This is a genomic window from Weissella coleopterorum, assembly GCF_011304355.1.
Taxonomy (GTDB): Bacteria; Bacillota; Bacilli; order Lactobacillales; family Lactobacillaceae; genus Weissella; species Weissella coleopterorum.
Genome location: NZ_CP049888.1, coordinates 1,152,767 through 1,172,422, shown reverse-complemented (window position 1 = coordinate 1,172,422; position 19,656 = coordinate 1,152,767). Strand labels below are relative to the sequence as shown.

Annotated in this window: 17 protein-coding genes; all 17 read left to right on the top strand. The window is 37.7% G+C overall.

Features of this window, described 5'->3' with window-relative positions:
- Nucleotides 1–139: 139 nt before the first annotated feature.
- Nucleotides 140–1,474: an adenylosuccinate lyase gene (gene purB, locus G7084_RS05885; RefSeq protein ID WP_166010928.1), complete on the top strand. Its 1,335-nt coding sequence runs from the start codon at nucleotides 140–142 to the stop codon at nucleotides 1,472–1,474.
- A 787-nt stretch (nucleotides 1,475–2,261) separates the two neighbouring features.
- A complete protein-coding gene (locus G7084_RS05880; protein ID WP_166010926.1) occupies nucleotides 2,262–2,924 on the top strand; it encodes a histidine phosphatase family protein in 663 nt (220 codons plus the stop codon).
- A gap of 23 nt (nucleotides 2,925–2,947) precedes the next feature.
- Nucleotides 2,948–3,598, top strand: coding sequence for a tetratricopeptide repeat protein (locus G7084_RS05875; protein WP_166010924.1), 651 nt, complete (start codon nucleotides 2,948–2,950; stop codon nucleotides 3,596–3,598).
- Nucleotides 3,599–3,618: 20 nt separating this feature from the next.
- Nucleotides 3,619–6,138 (top strand): SF1B family DNA helicase RecD2, encoded by a 2,520-nt coding sequence (recD2, locus tag G7084_RS05870; RefSeq protein WP_246163762.1) that lies wholly within the window; start codon nucleotides 3,619–3,621, stop codon nucleotides 6,136–6,138.
- A gap of 94 nt (nucleotides 6,139–6,232) precedes the next feature.
- Nucleotides 6,233–7,453: a CCA tRNA nucleotidyltransferase gene (locus G7084_RS05865; protein WP_166010921.1), complete on the top strand. Its 1,221-nt coding sequence runs from the start codon at nucleotides 6,233–6,235 to the stop codon at nucleotides 7,451–7,453.
- 118 nt (nucleotides 7,454–7,571) lie between these two features.
- Nucleotides 7,572–8,414 carry a YitT family protein gene (locus tag G7084_RS05860; RefSeq protein WP_166010919.1) on the top strand — a complete coding sequence of 281 codons (843 nt, stop codon included), beginning with the start codon at nucleotides 7,572–7,574 and terminating at the stop codon, nucleotides 8,412–8,414.
- 47 nt (nucleotides 8,415–8,461) lie between these two features.
- Nucleotides 8,462–9,211, top strand: coding sequence for a DnaD domain-containing protein (locus tag G7084_RS05855; RefSeq protein WP_166010917.1), 750 nt, complete (start codon nucleotides 8,462–8,464; stop codon nucleotides 9,209–9,211).
- A gap of 16 nt (nucleotides 9,212–9,227) precedes the next feature.
- Nucleotides 9,228–9,731 carry an MscL family protein gene (locus G7084_RS05850; protein ID WP_166010915.1) on the top strand — a complete coding sequence of 168 codons (504 nt, stop codon included), beginning with the start codon at nucleotides 9,228–9,230 and terminating at the stop codon, nucleotides 9,729–9,731.
- A gap of 45 nt (nucleotides 9,732–9,776) precedes the next feature.
- A complete protein-coding gene (locus G7084_RS05845) occupies nucleotides 9,777–9,920 on the top strand; it encodes a hypothetical protein (protein WP_166010913.1) in 144 nt (47 codons plus the stop codon).
- Between the two features lie 77 nt (nucleotides 9,921–9,997).
- A complete protein-coding gene (locus G7084_RS05840) occupies nucleotides 9,998–10,711 on the top strand; it encodes an adaptor protein MecA (RefSeq protein WP_246163760.1) in 714 nt (237 codons plus the stop codon).
- 458 nt (nucleotides 10,712–11,169) lie between these two features.
- On the top strand, nucleotides 11,170–11,871 hold the full coding sequence (locus tag G7084_RS05835; protein ID WP_166010910.1) for a competence protein CoiA: 702 nt from the start codon (nucleotides 11,170–11,172) through the stop codon (nucleotides 11,869–11,871).
- Nucleotides 11,872–11,874: 3 nt separating this feature from the next.
- Complete coding sequence (locus tag G7084_RS05830) at nucleotides 11,875–12,201, top strand: hypothetical protein (RefSeq protein WP_166010908.1); 327 nt, start codon at nucleotides 11,875–11,877, stop codon at nucleotides 12,199–12,201.
- A gap of 53 nt (nucleotides 12,202–12,254) precedes the next feature.
- A complete protein-coding gene (gene pepF / locus G7084_RS05825) occupies nucleotides 12,255–14,060 on the top strand; it encodes an oligoendopeptidase F (RefSeq protein WP_166010906.1) in 1,806 nt (601 codons plus the stop codon).
- A gap of 350 nt (nucleotides 14,061–14,410) precedes the next feature.
- Nucleotides 14,411–15,337: a glycine--tRNA ligase subunit alpha gene (gene glyQ, locus G7084_RS05820; RefSeq protein WP_166010904.1), complete on the top strand. Its 927-nt coding sequence runs from the start codon at nucleotides 14,411–14,413 to the stop codon at nucleotides 15,335–15,337.
- A 1-nt stretch (nucleotide 15,338) separates the two neighbouring features.
- Nucleotides 15,339–17,411 carry a glycine--tRNA ligase subunit beta gene (gene glyS / locus G7084_RS05815; RefSeq protein WP_166010902.1) on the top strand — a complete coding sequence of 691 codons (2,073 nt, stop codon included), beginning with the start codon at nucleotides 15,339–15,341 and terminating at the stop codon, nucleotides 17,409–17,411.
- A 211-nt stretch (nucleotides 17,412–17,622) separates the two neighbouring features.
- On the top strand, nucleotides 17,623–18,840 hold the full coding sequence (locus G7084_RS05810; protein WP_166010900.1) for an MFS transporter: 1,218 nt from the start codon (nucleotides 17,623–17,625) through the stop codon (nucleotides 18,838–18,840).
- Nucleotides 18,841–18,976: 136 nt separating this feature from the next.
- Nucleotides 18,977–19,588 carry a rod shape-determining protein MreD gene (mreD, locus tag G7084_RS05805; protein ID WP_166010898.1) on the top strand — a complete coding sequence of 204 codons (612 nt, stop codon included), beginning with the start codon at nucleotides 18,977–18,979 and terminating at the stop codon, nucleotides 19,586–19,588.
- Nucleotides 19,589–19,656 lie beyond the last annotated feature (68 nt).

The window sequence follows — 19,656 nt, the reverse complement described above, 5'->3', positions numbered from 1 at the left end:
TAATAATTTAGCTAAAATATTTTGAAAAAAGAATATTAAACGATTAAGTTCGTTATTTGCTGTTATATTTAAAATGAATTTGCTTTTTGTTAATAATTTGCGTTAAAATTTAATTATCATAAAAAAAGGCGGAAAAAAAATGATTGAACGATACACCCGGACAGCAATGCAGAAAGTATGGTCTTTGGAGCAACAATATCAATCATGGTTAGAGGTTGAGATTGCAGTGATGGAAGGATTGGTCCAAGAAGGACAACAGCATCCAGAGTTGACCTCAGTACGGCCGACAGCAGCAGAGTTGACCGCCGTAAAAGAAAATGCTCGATTCGACGTGGATGAAATTGCGGCGTTAGAGCAGGTTACTAAGCACGATATTGTGGCCTTTACGCGTAATTTATCAGACTCACTCGGACCGGAAAAAAAGTGGATTCATTATGGATTAACTAGTACCGATGTGGTTGATACGGCGCAAGCATTACGTTTGCGACAAGCGAATCAAATTATTCGACAAGATTTAGTGGCTTATCGTGATGTTATACAGCGTATGATGTTAAAGTATAAAACAACGGTCATGATGGGACGGACCCATGGAGTTCATGCTGAACCGACAACTTTTGGTCTGGTTTTGGCCCGCTATTACCAAGCAGCCCTTCGAAATTTAGAGCGATTTGATCGGGTTGCAGATGCTATGGCTACTGGAAAGTTATCGGGTTCGGTAGGAACTTTTGCTAATATTGCCCCAGAAGTCGAAATTACAGCAATGAAAAAACTTAAGTTAACACCTCAACCGGTTGGATCTCAAGTTTTGCCGCGAGACCTCCATGCCGATTATATTTCGACTTTGGCCTTGATTGGTTCTTCTTTAGAAGAAGTGGCAGTTGAAATTCGAGGATTACAACGTTCGGAAATCCATGAAGTTGAGGAAGGTTTTGCAGGTGGGCAAAAAGGATCATCATCAATGCCACATAAACGTAATCCGATCGGATCTGAGAATATTGTCGGCCTTTCGCGGGTGTTACGTGGGATGACGATCCCCGCCTACGAAAATATTCCGCTTTGGCATGAACGTGACATTTCACATTCTTCTGCTGAACGGATGATTTTACCAGAGGCCACGGCAACATTAGATTATATGTTAAATCGCTTGACTAATATTTTAGATAATTTACAGGTTTTCCCAGAACAAATGGAAAAAAACATGCATAAGACATATGGACTTATCTATTCTCAACGCTTGATGTATGCTTTGATGGATGAAGCAAACTTTTCCCGGGAACAAGCATACGATGTTGTTCAACCTTTAACCGCACGGGCATGGGATGATCAACTTCAATTTAGGGAATTAGTTGATGCTGAACCAGCTATTACTAAACGCCTTTCAACCAAACAGATTGATGCTGCTTTTGATTATCATTGGCATTTGCGTCATGTTGATGATATTTTTGCTCGCTTAAATTTAACCGATGAAAGATAAATTATCTAATATTTGATTTATATTTTAACTATAATGTAAGTAATTTAAAAAATCTAGCCGGCCATTTGATAGTGGAAAGCTAGATTTTTTTGGTTGGTTTGTAACGGACCATATATGATTGACGAAATAATTGTGATATTACTTTCTATCATAGAAAAATTAGGGTTTAAGCTGAACTACAGTGCTGATATTGGTAGCAATAACTATTATGAATACTTCGTTTTGTATATTGCGAGCTGATCTATTAAAAATGTCGTCACAAATTAGGTCAACGAAACGTAAAAAGATTACACATTATTTAATGTTTTACTATGACCATTTATATTAATGGTCATAGTAATGACTCAGTTTGATAAGTCTGGGATTAGTTCGGGTCCATTCGTACTTACTTGTAGTTTGGTGCGGTTGTTTTAAAGATCATAATCATGGATACTCTGATGAATGACAAGGAATACCATCATAAATTTTTATGTACGATTACATGGAATATCAAAATATAGCGCAGCCGTATTCCATGATTAATGCTGCAACTTCAATCGAAGAAATTGATAAATTAAACTTAAAATGGTCCAAGAGATAAATGGCGTAACATTGAAAAAAATTCAAAATAAATACCTTGATCGCTCGCGATCAATTTTTTCAAAAAAGCTCGTATTAAAATTTTCAACGATGCTGAATGAAAATAAAGTGGGGATGAAATGTGGAATTCATAAAATTATAAGTTAAAGTTAACTTTACGGGTTTGCTTGTTATATAATAGAAATAACACACAATAAGGGAGTAAGACATGACAAAATTATATTTTATTCGTCACGGTAAAACAGAGTGGAACAATGAGGGACGGTTTCAAGGAGCCCAAGGAGATTCGCCATTATTACCGGAGTCATACGAACAAATTGCTAAATTGGGGAAGCATCTACAAGATGTTGAATTTAAACATGCATTTGTTTCACCTTTACGGAGGGCCCGTTTGACAGCAGAAAATACATTGCAATTGGTCAAAAAGCGTCCAGCTATGACTTTGAATTCCGGGTTAATTGAATTTAGATTGGGTGTGTGGGAAGGCCAAACCTTTGTCGATGTCAAGAATAAACAAGCTGATCAATATGAAGCTTGGCGAAACCATCCAGATCAATATGATGCCACCTTGGTACCTGGAGCCGAAACATTTGAAGCTGTTCAAAAGCGCTTTAAATATGCGGTTGATGAGGCGGTAAGAGCTTATGGTGGTGATGATGTTAATTTGATATTTTTTGCGCATGGTATGTTATTAACGATTGGGATTGAAACTTTACTAGATACCCCGTTGGCACAGTTACGTGCGCGAGGAGGCTTGAGTAATACTTCCACATCAATTCTTGAGACAAATGATGGAGAACATTATCAAGAAATTTTACGAAATGATACTAGTTATTTAGGCGTAATTGATGATCCCAGTAATACGATTTAAGACGGTAGGAGGTAAGCTGACAGATGCCAAAAAAAGAAACAGAAAAATTACAGGCTGATATGCATCAGCTGGTCCAGTTAATTGAAAAAGATCCGCAACATTGGCGAGCGTATGTTGATTTAGTGAACCTTTTAGCAACCAGTGAAAATTTGATTGAGGCCGAGGAACTTGGATTAAAAAGTTTAGAATTATTTAAATCTGAACCGGTCGCCATGAATCACTTACACTATGTTGTTGGTAATGTGTACTATCTTGCAGGAAATTATGATAAAGCTAATCAATTTTTCCAATTAGTAACGGATGAACAATTGAAATATGATGCAGTTATGATGCAGGCTCAATCCTGGTATAACCAACAAAATTATCAAAAAGCGTTGGTCTATGCATTAACTGGAACTGAGATGGATGAAAATGATCTTGCAGGTTGGATTTTATTGGGGAATATTTGGTTGAGCCTACAAAATTTGGACCAGGCGGCCAAAGCTTTTGAGCGGGCGTTAACTTTTGATCAAGCTAATTTTGATGCTAATTTTGGACGTGGTTTAATTGCTACAGCGTTAAAAGAAAAATCAAATAATTGGTTTGAAAAAGCGAAAAAAATGAATCCAGAACGTTTTAAGCAACAAGTTAACCAATTAGATGCTTTGACACAAATTATGATAGGGAATCAGTAATGGATAAGGCGCTCAAATTAATGGTGGATGAGACGCCTGAGTTAGTGGGACAGGTTCAGGGCATTATCTTTGCGGCGACAGATAGCTTTTATAAAGTGCTTGCTGTTCAAATCGACGAAATGAATTTTGAATACGAAGGTGATGAAATTACTGTTACAGGCTCGTTTGGAGATTTACAAATTGGTTCCAATTATCAATTTACAGGTCAATTAAAAAATCATGCGCGGTTTGGGCAGCAGTTCGCTAGCGAACATTATCAGCGGTTAGATACCAGTTCAGCCGAAGGATTGGTTCAGTATTTATCCGGGGATGACTTTACAGGAATCGGGACTAAAACGGCAGAAAAGATTGTTGATAGTCTAGGGACAGACGCAATTGATCAAATTTTGGATAATCCAGCCGTATTAAATAATTTGGGACTAAGTGAAAAGCAAAGTGCCACAATGGTTGAGCAATTAAAACAGTCTGATGGCATGGAACGAGCCATTATTGCTCTGAATCAATTTGGCTTTGGATCCGCTCTAGCAACGACAATCTATGAACATTATGAAAATGATACTTTGGAAATTATCAAAAGTGATCCTTATCGAATGGTGTGGGAAATTGATGGAGTGTCTTTTAATCGAATTGATCAAATTGTGGTACAAGGTGGATTAGATCCATTGGATCCACGACGTATTCAGGCCGGAATTGTCGCGGCAATGAACCAAGCAACGTTTGAACAGGGAGACACCTTCATTGAGTTGAAGGAACTCAGTTTAGTTGCTAAACGCGCTTTGGAACGCAATGATCATACTAGAATTGAGCCAGAATTAATTCAGAAAGCACTCTTAGATTTAGTTGAGCAAGAAATTATTGTCGCAGATGATGAACGATTATTTATGGCTGATTTATATTATGCTGAGGTCGGAATTGCGCAACGGATCGTTGAATTAAATGAGCAAAAAGGAACCTTTAAGCGCTCCGAAGTTGAAAAAATTTTGAATAAAGTTGAAAAAGTACAGCAATTAGAATATACGAATGAGCAACATGAAGCAATGTTGGCAGCGTTGACTAGCAAATTATTCATTCTGACGGGAGGGCCAGGAACTGGAAAAACAACGATTATTAATGGAGTAGTGGCGGCGTTTCAACAATTGTTGAGCCAAAGCGGACTCGATCAGGATAAAATTGCATCAGCGATTAAACTGGCTGCACCTACTGGTCGTGCCGCAAAGCGATTATCAGAAGCAACTGGAATGCCGGCGGCTACGATTCATCGCCTGCTGGGTATCTCAGGACGCGAAAGTTTAGCGGATCTAGATTTAGATCCATTAGAAGGTCAACTTCTAATTATTGATGAGATGTCGATGGTAGATACTGAATTGTTTAGTTTTCTATTGGAAAATACCCCTAATTCAATGCAAGTGATTTTGGTAGGTGATAAAGATCAATTGCCATCTGTTGGACCAGGACGAGTTTTTTTCGACCTATTAAGTAGTGGAAAATTAAACTATCGGGAATTAGCAACTATTCACCGGCAAGATGCTGATTCAACCATTATTGAATTAGCAAACGATGTTAAGCATGGTGAATTACCCGATAATTTAATGCAAAGGCAAGCAGATCGCTCCTTTTTCCCGGCACATGCCCAACAAATTCCAGCGGCGATGGAAAAGATTATTGTGAGCTGGATTGAGCATGGGAATTCAGTACGAGATATGCAAATTTTGGCTCCGATGTATAAAACATCAGCAGGCGTCAATCAATTGAATTTATTGGCGCAAGCCCTTTTTAATCCGAAATCGAAGCAGAGCCGCGAATTAATATGGCGAGAAGGTGATTTTGAATTCGGTTTTCGAGTTGGTGACAAAGTGATGCAGAAAGCAAACGATCCTGAACATGATGTTTTCAATGGAGACATTGGCTATATTAAAACGATCATGTTTGCTAAAGAGGCTGAAAACGAAATCAAAGCGGATTATATTGAAGTTGATTTTGATGGTAATTATGTTTTGTATCAACGGTCTGACTTGATGAACATTACTTTAGCCTATGCAACGACGATTCATAAGGCGCAAGGGGGAGAATATTCTTTGGTTATTTTGCCATTGGTGCAGGCCTTCAACCGAATGTTACAAAGAAATCTACTTTATACAGGACTGACACGGGCCAAAGATTCATTAGTTTTATTAGGGGAACCAGATGCATACCGTCAAGCAGCTGAAACTGAGGGGGCTAAACGTCAAACGATGTTACCAACCCGTTTGGAAAAGGCATTGGTTGGGATACTTCCCAAGGGACCTAGCCAAGCAGTTCGCCCCCAAAATGAAATACCAACGCCTAGTTATGATATTAATGGGCAAAGAGGAGCACCTGAGGCACAAAGTGTTAATGATCCAAAGGAAGACGATGCGGTGCCAGCCGAAGTTTACCAAACGAAGCAAACGATCGGAGCGGTCCCAACCATCGCAACGCGCTTAAACAACGCAATAATTCAAGATCAAACAATCGACCCCAATGTGGGAATGATGGGGGTATCACCATATGATTTCATGTAAATTAGGTCTAAATCACAAGCAATTAATTGTGAGTTTGGGAGCTCTGTTAATAGGATTAGCGTTATATCAACGAACGATTGAATAGGAGGAACGTATGCAATTAAAACAATTACCAGTAGAATTTGAATCTGCTTTACCAGTGATTAAAACATTGGAAGAAGCGGGATACGAAGCATATTTTGTCGGTGGATCGGTTCGTGACACGCTCTTGCAAAAACCAATTCATGATGTTGATATTGCAACCTCCGCCTATCCAAATGAAATTAAAGAGCTTTTCCAAAAGACAATTGATACGGGGATTGAACATGGAACGGTTATGGTGTTAGATCATGGTAACGGTTATGAAATCACTACATTTAGAACAGAGTCAACTTATACGGACTTTCGACGTCCAGATGAGGTGCAGTTTGTACGCCAGTTAGATGATGATTTGAAGCGCCGTGATTTTACGGTTAATGCCTTGGCACTAAAAAGTGACGGCTCAGTAGTCGATCTATTTGATGGATTAAGCGATTTACAACATAAGTTATTACGTGCGGTAGGAAGTGCAGATGAAAGATTTAATGAAGATGCACTACGAATGATGCGTGCCGTGCGCTTTGCAGCGCAATTGGATTTTAATTTAGATCCAGAAACTAAAGTAGCGATTCATAATAATGCTGCACTCTTAAAAAATATCTCAGTTGAGCGTATTAATGTTGAATTTACGAAGTTACTACAAGGAAAAAATGCCCAATTTGGCTTATTAGCACTATTAAGTACTGGGTTAAACGAGTATATGCCTGGCTTGAAACATACAGAAATTGATCTCTGGGGGTATGCAGAATTATTAGCAGTAGATCAAGCTCATACTGATGGCGAGGCTTGGACGCTACTTGCGTTTGAATTAGGTTTAACTGCTGCTGATGTTAAAGATTTTCTGAAATTATGGAAGCATAGTAACGAAATGATTCAGATAATTCAGCGTTCGTTGAGACTTTTAAACCAATTACGTCTAGATAATGTAACAAATTGGCAACTCTATGAAACTGGTACAGCAATTGAAAATGCATTAGCAGTTTTGAAACTAAGCGAGTTAACAATCGATCCTGAGAAATTGCGGCAACGATATCAGGATTTGACGATTCATCAACGAAATGATTTGAAATTGAATGGTCAAACGTTAAAGCAACAGCTTAAATTAGCACCGGGACCGTTATTAGGTCAATTATTAAAAAAGCTTGAGCAAGCAGTGGTGGCTGGGCAAGTGGTAAATGATGAAGCTAGCTTAATCCAAGCTGCAGAAGAATATTTACAAAAACACCCATCAGTGTAAATCCATTATTAATAGGGTGATTAAAAGTTTAACTTAATTTTAAACTAGCTATGGCACGATTAATTTTATAGCGAATTAAGACGAATAAAATATTAAGAGAAATAGATGAGGATAATATATGAATCGAAAACGATTAACTCAACAAGGCTGGTTTCGGGTTTTAGCTATGATCATTGCATTAGAAATGGTAGCAATAGCAATTAACTTTTTTTATGCACCAATCCATGTCGCAGCTGGAGGAGCGACGGGGGTAGCGATTCTTTTAGATACAGCTTTTGGAATCAATCGTTCCTTAACCGTGTTGATCATTAATCTTGCGATGATTATTTTATCAATAATTTTTTTAGATCGAAAAACCGTAAGAAATATCACAGTTGGTAGTTTTCTATTACCGCTTTTAATGTATGTAACACCAAGCTATAAAGTAGTTAATGATGCCGTTTTGGCAGTCATTATTGGTGGTGGTATATTTGCAACGGGGGTGGCTTTATTATACCGATTGGAAGCCTCAGCTGGTGGGACGACCGTGCCACCCATGGTTTTAAAAAAGTTTTTTGGAATTAATACGGCAGTTTCATTACTTTGTATTGATTTAACGATCACGATGTTTAATCTAATTGTTTCAAGCACAAATGCTTTTTTCTTAGCCGCCTTTTCATTGGTGGTTACTATGATTGTGATGCGCTATATTGAGACTGGCTTGGATTTGAAGCGACAGGTTCAAATTATGAGTAATAAGCACTTGGCAGCTATTCACCAAATGCTCTTAGACGAGAATTTAAGTCTAACAATTTATGAGGCACGTGGAGGATATACTAATGAGGCACGTGAAATGATTATGGTCATGTTGAATGGAAATGAATACGCGCATCTTTTACGGAAAATTCATGATATTGATCCAGATGCATTTATTACAACTACTAACGTGACGGAAGTGCACGGTGGCAGTTTGGGCTATTAAATTTATAAATTCAAAAATCATGTATGGGCAGAAAAGGAGTAGGAGTCATGAGTGATCAATATCAGATTAATCACTATTTGGATGCTGGTAACATTGACATTAGCCTAATTTTACTGCAGCGTTATCACGAGATCGGTCTAACTGATCAAGAACTAATTATTTATTTACAAATCAAAGCGATGCTTGATCGCGGATTTGTGGAACCAAGTACTGAAAAAATAGCAAAGTATATGGGGTTACAACCAACTCAAGTTTTTTCAGGTATTGAGAATATGCGGGCAAAAAATTTAGTAGTTTTTGAAACTAAACGCGATGAAAACCAACGGCTGATTACTACCTTGAACTTTCATCAACTCTATCAAAAGTTATTGGAACTACCTGATGGTAAAGCCACACGTGCCGTTGATCGCCAAAAAAACAAGCTAGTTCAAATCCAGTCCATTCAAGATGAGCCAAGTCGAGCCGAAATTTTTAATATGTTGGAACAAGAATTTGGTAGGTCATTATCACCGATTGATTTGGAAATCGTTAGTAACTGGTTTGATGTTGATCATTTTTTACCTGTTTTAATGCAAGAGGCCATCAAGGAAGCAGTCGCCAATCAGGCACTAAATTTACGATATATTGAGTCAATTCTGGTAAATTGGACAAAATTGAATTATCATTCTAAACAAGATGTGTTAAAAAATTCAAAGCGGCGGCGGAATTTTAAAAATAAGCAAAATGGTTCAAATAAAGATACACCCAAAATTCCTTTGAATGTAGATCTTTTAAGCTTGGACCCCCAAAAACTATAAAACAAAGGATTAACAAATGAAAAAATGGCGACAAAGCAAGATTCATGAAGTGTTACCAGATCAAGTTTCAGCCACTGTCAATCGGGTCAATGATTTGAGTGATACGGTTATGGATAGTGCCCTAGCGGGTGATTTCCGCTCCTTTTTAACGGGCGATCGAGTCACTGGGTTTGCCATTGGTGTGGTCGTTGGGAATGCATTTTCCAGTTTTGTGAAAGATTTTGTTGATCTCATTAGTGGTGTGTTGGAGTTTTTAGGTATTGGGCTTCGCCACGGAACTTGGGCATTTAGTGTAATTCCTTGGGCTAATTTTGGTAAATCATTTTTAACAATGATCTTAGTTGCCGGTTCAGTCTTTTTATTCATTCGGATTCTCAACACTTTTGTGGCACGGAACCCCACTGAAAAATTCGGGTACAATGGTAACTTAATGGAGGTCAAGGCATTACGTAAGGAACAACAACAAACCAATCAATTATTAACAGAATTAATATCCATAGAGAAACAAAGGCAAAATTAGGGTAAAATGTTATAATGGAATTATTAAATAAATGGGGTTAAGATAATGAAAAAATATGATAAATTAGCAAAAAAACAAGCAACAAAGATGGCTAAAGAAATGGAATTACAACTTAAGCGAGGACAAATTCATGTTGAGTTAGTCGAATCACCAACTGAAATGGATGCATTCTTAGCTGGCCTACATTAATCTTTGTTTTCAAGAAGATTGATCATAAATATCGAGTTTAACTCGATATTGAATTTAATGTAAAGGAGGTATCCATGATGGAGATGGAACGCATTAATGATGATACAATTCGGGTGCTAGTTACAAAAGAAGATTTAGATGAACGTAGTATTTCATTGGTTGATTTACTCAGTAATCAAGATGAAGTTGAAAAGTTCTTTTACAGCATCTTGGCTGAAGTAGATGTTGAACATGATTTCGAGCAAAACGAAGCGGTTTCTTTCCAAGTGATGCCTAGTCAAAAGGGGTTGGAAATTTTCATAACTAAAAATATGTCTGAAGATCAAGTTCCTAAAGAAATCTTAGATAAATTAATGGGACCAGAAAAGGGATCAGAGACGCAAACGCAAGATGAAGTGTCAGATAGTACACTCCATGAACTATTGGAAACCGACCAAAATGATTCTCCATCGACGATTGATAAAGCAGCCGGTGATCGAAAAGAACAAGCAAATCACAGTCCGAAAGTTCCGCAAAGCTTAACCTTTAAATTCCATGATTTTGAGGAGTTAATTCAATTATCACAAGTGTTAGAGATTGAAGCGGCCAATAAATTGGTTAAGTATGCGGGTGATTACTACCTAGAATTACTTTTCGATGAAACTTATCAGTTAGATGAGATTAAAGATATTACAGCAATTGTACGTGAATTTGGACAACTTTCGCCAGTGGCAACTGCTGTTTTGGCCGAACATGGGCAATTAATCTTTGAGACACGGGCGTTGAGTCAAATTGTTGGTTTTTTCAAATAATGGGAGAGTCCGATTCTGCAATTAGAATTAGGGCTCTTTTTTGACGCAAATTGGAATTGATTTTTGGTTTAAAGAAGTAGCTTTATAGCTAGAAATATAGTAGATTTAATTGATGTCACCGGATGATCAATGACCTTATTTGTGTAAAATTCAAAAAAACAATTCAGCAAGAAAAAAATATGGGATTTTGGTGATTAAACCATAAAATTTATTAGAGCAGTTAGAACAGCAACGTCCAGATATTGTTTTAGGGATGCCGATGGTTGACTATCAATGCACTGACATTAGTCATGCACTAGAGATAACTGGAATCTCGGGCGTTTTGGTTAGAGTGATAGAATATGGAATGATGTAACAGGCAGAAATTATTTCATCAATTCAAAAAAAATTAGATAATTACTGAGTAAATGTTCCTTACTAATATGCAATATTTTCAAAATAGTAAGGAGCTTTTAAAAATGTTATTCGCAAGAGATCAACAATCACAAGCAATTGTGCACGCCAAACAGGCCCAACGTTTCGTCATTTATCAATGTTTAGATTGTCAGCAACAAGTTCATTTAAAATCTGGACCGGTTCGTCATCCGTATTTTGCACATATGAGGTTGTTAGATTGTGGAATATTTAGCGAAAATGAAACATTCGAACATGTTTTGGGTAAATATCATTTATTAGCTTATTTTTCAAAAAAGGGTTATCGGGTTGAATTAGAAAAATATTTAATTAATTTAAAACAACGTCCCGATTTGATGATCCATCGTGATAAGCTTGAAAATTTTGCGATTGAATATCAGTGTGCACCGATTTCTTTAGGAAAATTGAATTCACGATGTCGGGGTTATCAACAAAATGGAATTAAAGTGCGATGGATTTTAGGTAAGCCATACCAAAATAAGAATTTACAGGCGGGCACTTGGGCAAAATTTGCACAGCCCATTTCATCCAATACAATTGGGGTGACTTTTTGGTCAACCAAGCAACGCCGTTTGTTGGTACGACCATGGATCAAAATTGACGGACGTTCAAATGATCAAAAGAATGTATCAAACGATGTATTAGCTAATAGACAATTAGGCCAATTGATTCGAGCTAGTCGTACTTTTAATCCGTTGAATAATCGTTTATATCAGATGCATCGATTTTTGTGGGGGATTCCTTGAATTTTGCATAATTTTAAAAGCCTAGTAGGGGGCTTAAAGGATTCTAATACGATCGCATTAGTGAAATTTTATTTGTTTTTGGAAATTAATCAGCGATGTTCTTGGGAGAATGTAGTTCGCTTTGTTCAAACTTTACCGTGGCACGATTTTGGTTGTATGTCAGTGAATCAAGTGCAATTGATCTGGATTAGACAAGTACTTGAAGAATGGGAAAAATTGGAGATAGTTAAATTTGAAACAGGTCAATTGGTTATGTTAAAACCCGTTATTTGGTATGAAAATTTAGAGCATAAACGCCGAGATTGGTGTGATGTTTCGCAGCGCTTTTAATCGATAGTGGTAAAATGAATTAAATCAAAAAGAATAAGAATGGAGATAAATTAATGGTAAAAGCAATTCCAACTCGCTCAGAAGTGCCGTTGAGTGCAACCTGGGACTTAACAACAATTTTTGAAGACGAGCAAAGTTTTGAAGCTGCAGTGGAAGATATTAGTCAACGAGTCACATTATCTGAACAAATGGCTGATAAGGTCACCAATTCAGGATTAGATTTGTTAAACGCATTGCAGTATGGATTAAATTTGATGCGTGATTTAGAAAAAGTCTATGTCTATGCCTCAATGAAAGCTGATCAAGATACTACTAATCAGTATTACCAAGGCCTGAATGCAATTGCAGGCAATTTAGCTGCCCAAGTCTCTAGTGCAATTGCCTTTTTTGATCCAGCAGTGCTAAGCTTATCCGAACAAGAACTCGCAAACATGATTGAAGCTGAACCTCAATTAGAACAGTATCAGCATTACTTTGAAACTATTCTGACTCAAAAAGGACATGTTTTATCCCGTGAGGGTGAAGAAATTTTGGCAGGAGCTTCAGAAGTTTTTAACGCCTCACAAAATACATTTGGCATTCTCGATAATGCAGATATTGAATTTGGAGCGGTGGAAAATGAAGATGGTGAGTGGGAACAGCTAACAAATGGTGTTTATAGCCGTTTGTTAGAATCGACTAATCCGATGGTTCGTAAAACGGCATTTCAAACTTTTTATGCAGCTTATGCCCAATTAGAAAATACGTTTGCGACATTAATTAGTGGAAATGTTAAACAGCAGAACTTCCAAGCACAAGTACGCCATTATCACTCAGCGCGTGAAGCTGCATTAAGTAATAATCACATCCCTGAGGTGGTATATGATAACTTAGTAGATGAGACCCACCGGGCCTTGCCTCTATTACATCGCTATGTGGCCTTACGTAAAAAAATGCTGAAACTTTCTGAATTACACTCATATGACCTGTATACACCTATATTAGGGACACCTGACTTTGAGATCGATTATGAGTCGGCTAAGGCGATGGCGTTAGAAGCCCTAAAGCCAATGGGTGAAGATTATTTAGCAATTATGAATCAAGCATTTGACGAACGCTGGATTGATGTGATGGAGAATCAAGGAAAGCGTAGTGGGGCATATTCTGGTGGTTCCTATGATACTAATCCATTTATGCTGTTAAATTGGGTGGATAATCTAAATAACTTGTATACGTTAGTACACGAAATGGGGCATTCGATTCATAGTTATCAAACCCGGCATAATCAACCATACCAATATGGAGATTATCCGATTTTCTTGGCAGAAATAGCGTCAACTACAAATGAAAACCTCTTAACAGACTATCTATTAAGGACGATTCATAATCCACAGATGCGGGCATATATCTTAAATCAATATCTTGATGGGTTTAAAGGTACGATGTTTAGGCAAACTCAATTTGCTGAATTTGAGCAATGGATGCACGAACAAGATGCAGCGGGTATACCCTTGACAGCTGAAGTCTTAGATGAAGCTTATCGTAATTTGAATCAAGAATATTATGGAGCTGCTCTTACCGCTGACCCAGAAATTGCCTTTGAATGGGCGAGAATTCCACACTTTTACTATAATTTCTATGTTTTCCAATATTCAACTGGGTTTGCGGCGGCTACGGCGTTAGCCGAGCAAATTTTACATGGAGGAAGTACTGGGATTGCTAAATACATGGGTTACTTACAGGCCGGATCAGCCGCCTTTCCTTTAGAAGTTATTAAAACGGCGGGTGTTGATATGACGCAAGTAGATTATTTGCAAGCAACTTTTCAAGTCTTTGAAACGCGTCTAAATGAATTTGAAACATTAACTGATACTTTATAAGTGTCTTCCATGAGTAGAAATTAATAACGTTGAAACATGATTAAAACTTGCTGAAATATCATTTTAGGCATATAATTTTCTAGTACGTTATGATTGTAGAAAAAGTGAAGTAGATGTACTCAGCAAGTTATCGTTAATGTGAGGATAATTACATCATTGCACGGGGAGCTATAGGAGCGTATTAAAAATTAAATGAAGCTGTCAAAGGGCATTTTAAGTCGTTATCTTTCCTTTGGAAGCAGGGTGGAACCGCGCTAACAACGTCCCTGCATCAATCATTTTTAAATTTGATTGGTGAGGGATTTTTATTTTGCACTTAATTTTAAATTAGCTATATGAAAGGAATTAAAATGAGTAATACTTTATCAGTCCAGGATATTATTTTAAAGTTGCAAGGCTTTTGGGCCAAGCAAGGGGCGATGTTGATGCAATCTTATGACACCGAAAAAGGGGCGGGGACAATGTCACCATATACTTTTTTGCGTGCCAATGGACCAGAACCATGGCATGCAGCCTATGTGGAACCATCACGTCGACCAGCTGATGGTCGTTATGGAGATAATCCGAACCGACTTTATCAACACCATCAATTTCAGGTGGTGATGAAGCCATCACCGGATAATATTCAAGAATTATACCTAGCTTCATTAGAGGAGCTGGGAATTAATCCACTAGAACATGATATTCGATTTGTGGAAGATAATTGGGAAAATCCATCTATGGGCGCCGCTGGAATTGGTTGGGAAATTTGGCTTGATGGAATGGAAGTCACCCAATTTACATACTTCCAACAAGTTGGTGGTATTCAAGTGGACGCGGTTACCTCTGAAATTACTTACGGATTGGAACGCTTATCATCATATATTCAAAATGTTCCAACGGTGTATGATTTGGAGTGGGGGAATGGTGTATTGTATGGTGATATTTTCAAAGAACCTGAATTTGAACATTCAACCTATTCCTTTGAGCAATCAGATCAAAAAATGTTATTACATCATTTTGATGAATACGAGCAAGAAGCGCAGCGTTTGCTGGATCAAGGCTTAGTACATCCGGCGTATGACTATATATTAAAGTCATCACACACTTTCAATTTGTTGGATGCTCGTGGAACGGTGTCCGTCAGTGAACGAGCGAAGTATTTAAGCCGGATTCGAAAGATGGCACGTCAAGTGGCTCGAGCATTTATTGATGAGCGGAAGAAATTAGGCTTTCCTTTACTAAAAGACGAAGAACTACGAAAGCAATATTTACCAGATGAAACGGAGGAAGACTAAGATGGCTGACTTTTTAATGGAAATTGGTTTGGAAGAAGTACCTGCACATTTAGTAACCCCAGCTATTAATCAATTGGTGGAAAGAACGGCGGTCTTTTTTAAGGAACATCGCTTAGAACATGGGCTAATTCAACCATATTCAACACCGCGGCGTTTAGCTGTTTTAGTCCACGATGTGGCCGCGCAAGCTGCTGATATTGAAGAAGAAATGAAAGGCCCAATTAAACGGGCCGCCTTAGATAACGATGGTAACTTTACCAAGGCCGCACAAGGCTTTGCTCGTGGAAAAGGGATGACAACCGATGAGATTGTCTTTAAAGAATTTAATGGGCAAGAATTTGTAACTTTAAGTCGTCATGAAAAAGGTCAAACGGCACAAGAAGTGTTGAGTCATTTTAACGATGTAGTTATGGCAATGACTTTTTCAACGACGATGAAATGGGCCCGACATACTTTTGAGTATGTACGACCAATTCGCTGGATGGTGGCGTTATTAGATACGGAATTAGTGAATTTTAAAGTCTTAGATATTGAGACTGGTAAAATATCACGTGGACATCGTTTCCTTGGCCAATCCGTTGAAATTAAACATGCTGATGATTATGTTAAGAGTCTTAAAGGTGAGGCAGTAATTGTTGATGCTAAGGAGCGTAAGGAGCTAATTGAAAGTCAGATTAAGCAATTAGGTTCTGAAAATAATTGGAACATTGTGATTGATGCTGAATTATTGGAAGAAGTTAATAATATTGTAGAATTTCCGACTGCATTCTTTGGTCGTTTTTCGGATGAATATTTACAATTACCAGATGAAGTTTTAATTACTTCAATGAAAGAACATCAACGATTCTTCCATGTTCAGGACCAAGCAGGTCAATTATTACCATTTTTTGTTTCGGTTCGAAATGGAAATCAAGACCATCTTGAAAACGTGATTGCCGGGAATGAAAAGGTCTTGGTAGCACGTTTAGAGGATGCTAAGTTCTTCTATCAAGAAGATCAAAAACATAGTATTGATTTTTATAATGATAAATTAGCGGTTGTTTCTTTCCATGAAAAGTTGGGATCAGTCGCGGCTCATACGCGCCGTGTTCAGGTTCTCGCAAACATGATTGCCGATCGGCTTAACTTGGAAGCGACTAAAAAAGAGTTATTAAAGCGCGCGAGTGCCATCTATAAATTTGATTTAATGACGGGGATGGTAGGCGAATTTGATGAACTGCAGGGCGTAATGGGCGAAATTTATGCGCAACAGTTTGGAGAAGATGTCACAGTTGCACAGGCCATTCGCGAGCATTATATGCCCATTTCTGCCGATGGAACGTTACCTGCATCAGACTTAGGAAAGATTTTGGCAAGTGCTGACAAGTTAGAATCATTAGTAGCTTTTTTTGCGGGTGATATGATCCCATCTGGATCTAATGATCCTTACGCACTAAGAAGAGCCGCTTCAGGACTAGTAGCGATCTTAACGGATAATCAATGGCACCTAGACTTAAAAGCCATCTTAACTGAATTTGTGCAAATTATTCAACAACAAGGTGTGAAGTCAGGATTACCTGAAAATATTAGTGCACAATTACCAGCACAAATTACGCCAGTTTTGAATTTCTTAACCGATCGGGTGATGAAAGAATTACAAGAGCAACAGATTCGTCGAGACATTATTGATGCAGTCATCAAGAATGATAATCCTGATATGGTGGCGATGTTAAATAATGCGCAATTATTACAGGCGGCGAGTCAAAAGCCAGCATTCCGACCTGGGATGGAAGCTCTAACGCGAGTAGCCCGTTTAGTAGTTAAAAATCCGACAAGTGTTACGGTGGATGTCACATTATTTGAAAATGAAGCAGAAAAAAAGCTAGCAGCAGCAATGGAGCAATTTCATCCACAAGATCAAGACGACCGGTTGGACCAACTATTAGGCTTAGCACCCTTGATTTCGGCCTATTTTGATCAAACAATGGTCATGAGTGATAATGATGCGATTAAGAAGAATCGTTTGGCGACCTTAATGCTCGTGCAAATGGAGAGTGTTAAGATAGCAAATGTTTTGGAATTGCAACTAAAGTAATAAATTTATCTAAGTTTTGAGACATCGATTGTAAAAAGGTTAATTTGATATTGGAACCGTACCCCGAAAGTTGTTTCTAACCTTCGGGGTACGGTTCTATTTGCTTAGCATTTTTCTCTTGAGAGCTTTAAAATATGGTGTAAATAAATTTGAGAAGGATATAATAGTATAAATAAAAATACATCAAATTAGATGGGAAGGTGAGTGTAATTTGCATAAAATCAAAAATATGCCGGTTTGGCAGCGTAATATGTATATTTTATGGATCGGAGTTTTTTTAACGGGGATTGGCTTAAGTATGGTTATCCCTTTTATGTCTTTATATATTAATACTTTGGGGCATTATTCCAAACGCATGTTGAGTCTGTATTCGAGCTTAGCATTTTCAGGTAGTTATTTAACAATTGCAATTTCTTCGCCCTTATGGGGACGGTTGGCTGATATGAAGGGGCGCAAGAAGATGATTGTCCGAGCTGGGCTTGGTATGGGAATTGTGTTCTTTCTGATGAGTCTAGTAACTAATGTTTGGCAATTAATTTTGTTACGAGCAGTTCAAGGTGCGTTAGGTGGTTTCACTTCCAATGCCAATGCCCTAATTGCTTCTGAAACACCGACTGAACGCTCAGGTTATAGTATGGGTATTATGATGACAGGTTCAACTGCGGGAATGTTATTAGGCCCATTGATTGGTGGAGTGTTAGCCGATACAATTGGTTACCGGTTTGCATTTACTCTGACGGGTGGACTAATACTAATAGCAACAATTCTGGTTATCTTTTGGGTTAAGGAAGTTGTGGTACCAAAGAAAAGGCGGCAACCTTTGCAAAGAAAGGAAATTTTCTCAAGCCTGCCATATCCAAAAGTTATGTGGGGCTTTTTTATAACCACTATGCTGATCATGGCGGTAAATCAGTCGATTAATCCAATTTTAGCGCTCTTTGTTCAGGAATTGAATCATGGATCCAATAATACAGCGTTATTAGCCGGGTTAGTGGCGGCCATGCCTGGAGTGGCATCGTTGATTTTTGCACCACAGTTAGGTCGATTAGGTGATAGATATGGGACATCTAAGATCATGCTAGGTGGATTTATTTTAGGGGTAGTGGTCTTTTTGCCTATGGGTTGGGTGAGTGCAATTTGGCAATTAGCTACCTTACGCTTTTTCGTTGGCATCATTGACTCAACAATGATGCCCTCAATTCAGACTCTGATAACCAAGACGACACCCCATGAAGTCGTTAGTCGAATGTTTGCGTATAACCAAAGTTTTCAAGCTTTAGGCTCAGTTGCAGGACCTATTATTGGTGCTGTTGCCACGGGATTGTTTGATTACCGAGGTGTTTTTGTAATTTCCGCCCTCATTATTGGAATTAATGGAGTTTGGTTTCATCATAATACGAAAATTCTACGACAAGATGGGATTGCTTAGGCAGATTATACGAATTGTCTGGTTGCTATTACTGGATTGTAATAATTCTATTAAGTTAAATAGTAAAACATTTCAATTGATAGTATAATGAAAAAATATGGTTAATTAAAATTAGTGAGAATGGCTGGGTACAATTATGTCAAAATATTTTAAAATTACATGGGTTCATCCAGTGTTAGTATTTTTTGCGCTGATTTTAGATGGAGTGATTGCTCTTAACTGGGCCCCCTTGCTATATAAATTACCAATGTCGGCTAGTCCGTTATTAGTCTTATTGGTGCTGTTAATGCCCATTTTAGTAAAAACAGATGATGTACTAAATGAACATTTAAATCTTTATTTTTTGGCAGGCGTAATTGGCTTAATTTATGATTTTTATTATACGGGCTATGTTGGTGTCTCATTGATTGGTTTTCCGTTGATGGTTGGGTTAGCAACTTGGGTCCAAAAATATTTCGAATATTCATATTTTTGGGAAATGGTCATTTTCTTTACGGTCATTAGTGCATATCTGATTTTTGATTATTTGGCTTTTGGTGTGATTAATGTTGCAAAAGCTAATTTTCAGGAATTTATTATCTTTCATATGTTTCCATCCATTTTGATTAATTTAATATTATTTATTATAGTTTTTCCAGCTTTAAGTATTTTATACCGTTGGCTTCAGGCACCGAATTTAGTTGACTATCAGGTTGATAATAAACAAATTAATAATCGTCTTATTTTTAGGCGTTCTGACCGGATGTAACTAGATTAGTTTGACATTTCGGGTTAAAACGCTTATCCTTACAACATAAATTAAATTCACGTAGAAGA

What these genes read in the sequence shown, in the direction of transcription:
- purB (WP_166010928.1), top strand. Translation starts at nt 140, where the DNA reads ATGATTGAACGATACACCCGGACAGCAATGCAGAAAGTATGGTCTTTG.
- G7084_RS05880 (WP_166010926.1), top strand. Translation starts at nt 2,262, where the DNA reads ATGACAAAATTATATTTTATTCGTCACGGTAAAACAGAGTGGAACAAT.
- G7084_RS05875 (WP_166010924.1), top strand. Translation starts at nt 2,948, where the DNA reads ATGCCAAAAAAAGAAACAGAAAAATTACAGGCTGATATGCATCAGCTG.
- recD2 (WP_246163762.1), top strand. Translation starts at nt 3,619, where the DNA reads ATGGTGGATGAGACGCCTGAGTTAGTGGGACAGGTTCAGGGCATTATC.
- G7084_RS05865 (WP_166010921.1), top strand. Translation starts at nt 6,233, where the DNA reads ATGCAATTAAAACAATTACCAGTAGAATTTGAATCTGCTTTACCAGTG.
- G7084_RS05860 (WP_166010919.1), top strand. Translation starts at nt 7,572, where the DNA reads ATGAATCGAAAACGATTAACTCAACAAGGCTGGTTTCGGGTTTTAGCT.
- G7084_RS05855 (WP_166010917.1), top strand. Translation starts at nt 8,462, where the DNA reads ATGAGTGATCAATATCAGATTAATCACTATTTGGATGCTGGTAACATT.
- G7084_RS05850 (WP_166010915.1), top strand. Translation starts at nt 9,228, where the DNA reads ATGAAAAAATGGCGACAAAGCAAGATTCATGAAGTGTTACCAGATCAA.
- G7084_RS05845 (WP_166010913.1), top strand. Translation starts at nt 9,777, where the DNA reads ATGAAAAAATATGATAAATTAGCAAAAAAACAAGCAACAAAGATGGCT.
- G7084_RS05840 (WP_246163760.1), top strand. Translation starts at nt 9,998, where the DNA reads ATGGAGATGGAACGCATTAATGATGATACAATTCGGGTGCTAGTTACA.
- G7084_RS05835 (WP_166010910.1), top strand. Translation starts at nt 11,170, where the DNA reads ATGTTATTCGCAAGAGATCAACAATCACAAGCAATTGTGCACGCCAAA.
- pepF (WP_166010906.1), top strand. Translation starts at nt 12,255, where the DNA reads ATGGTAAAAGCAATTCCAACTCGCTCAGAAGTGCCGTTGAGTGCAACC.
- glyQ (WP_166010904.1), top strand. Translation starts at nt 14,411, where the DNA reads ATGAGTAATACTTTATCAGTCCAGGATATTATTTTAAAGTTGCAAGGC.
- glyS (WP_166010902.1), top strand. Translation starts at nt 15,339, where the DNA reads ATGGCTGACTTTTTAATGGAAATTGGTTTGGAAGAAGTACCTGCACAT.
- mreD (WP_166010898.1), top strand. Translation starts at nt 18,977, where the DNA reads ATGTCAAAATATTTTAAAATTACATGGGTTCATCCAGTGTTAGTATTT.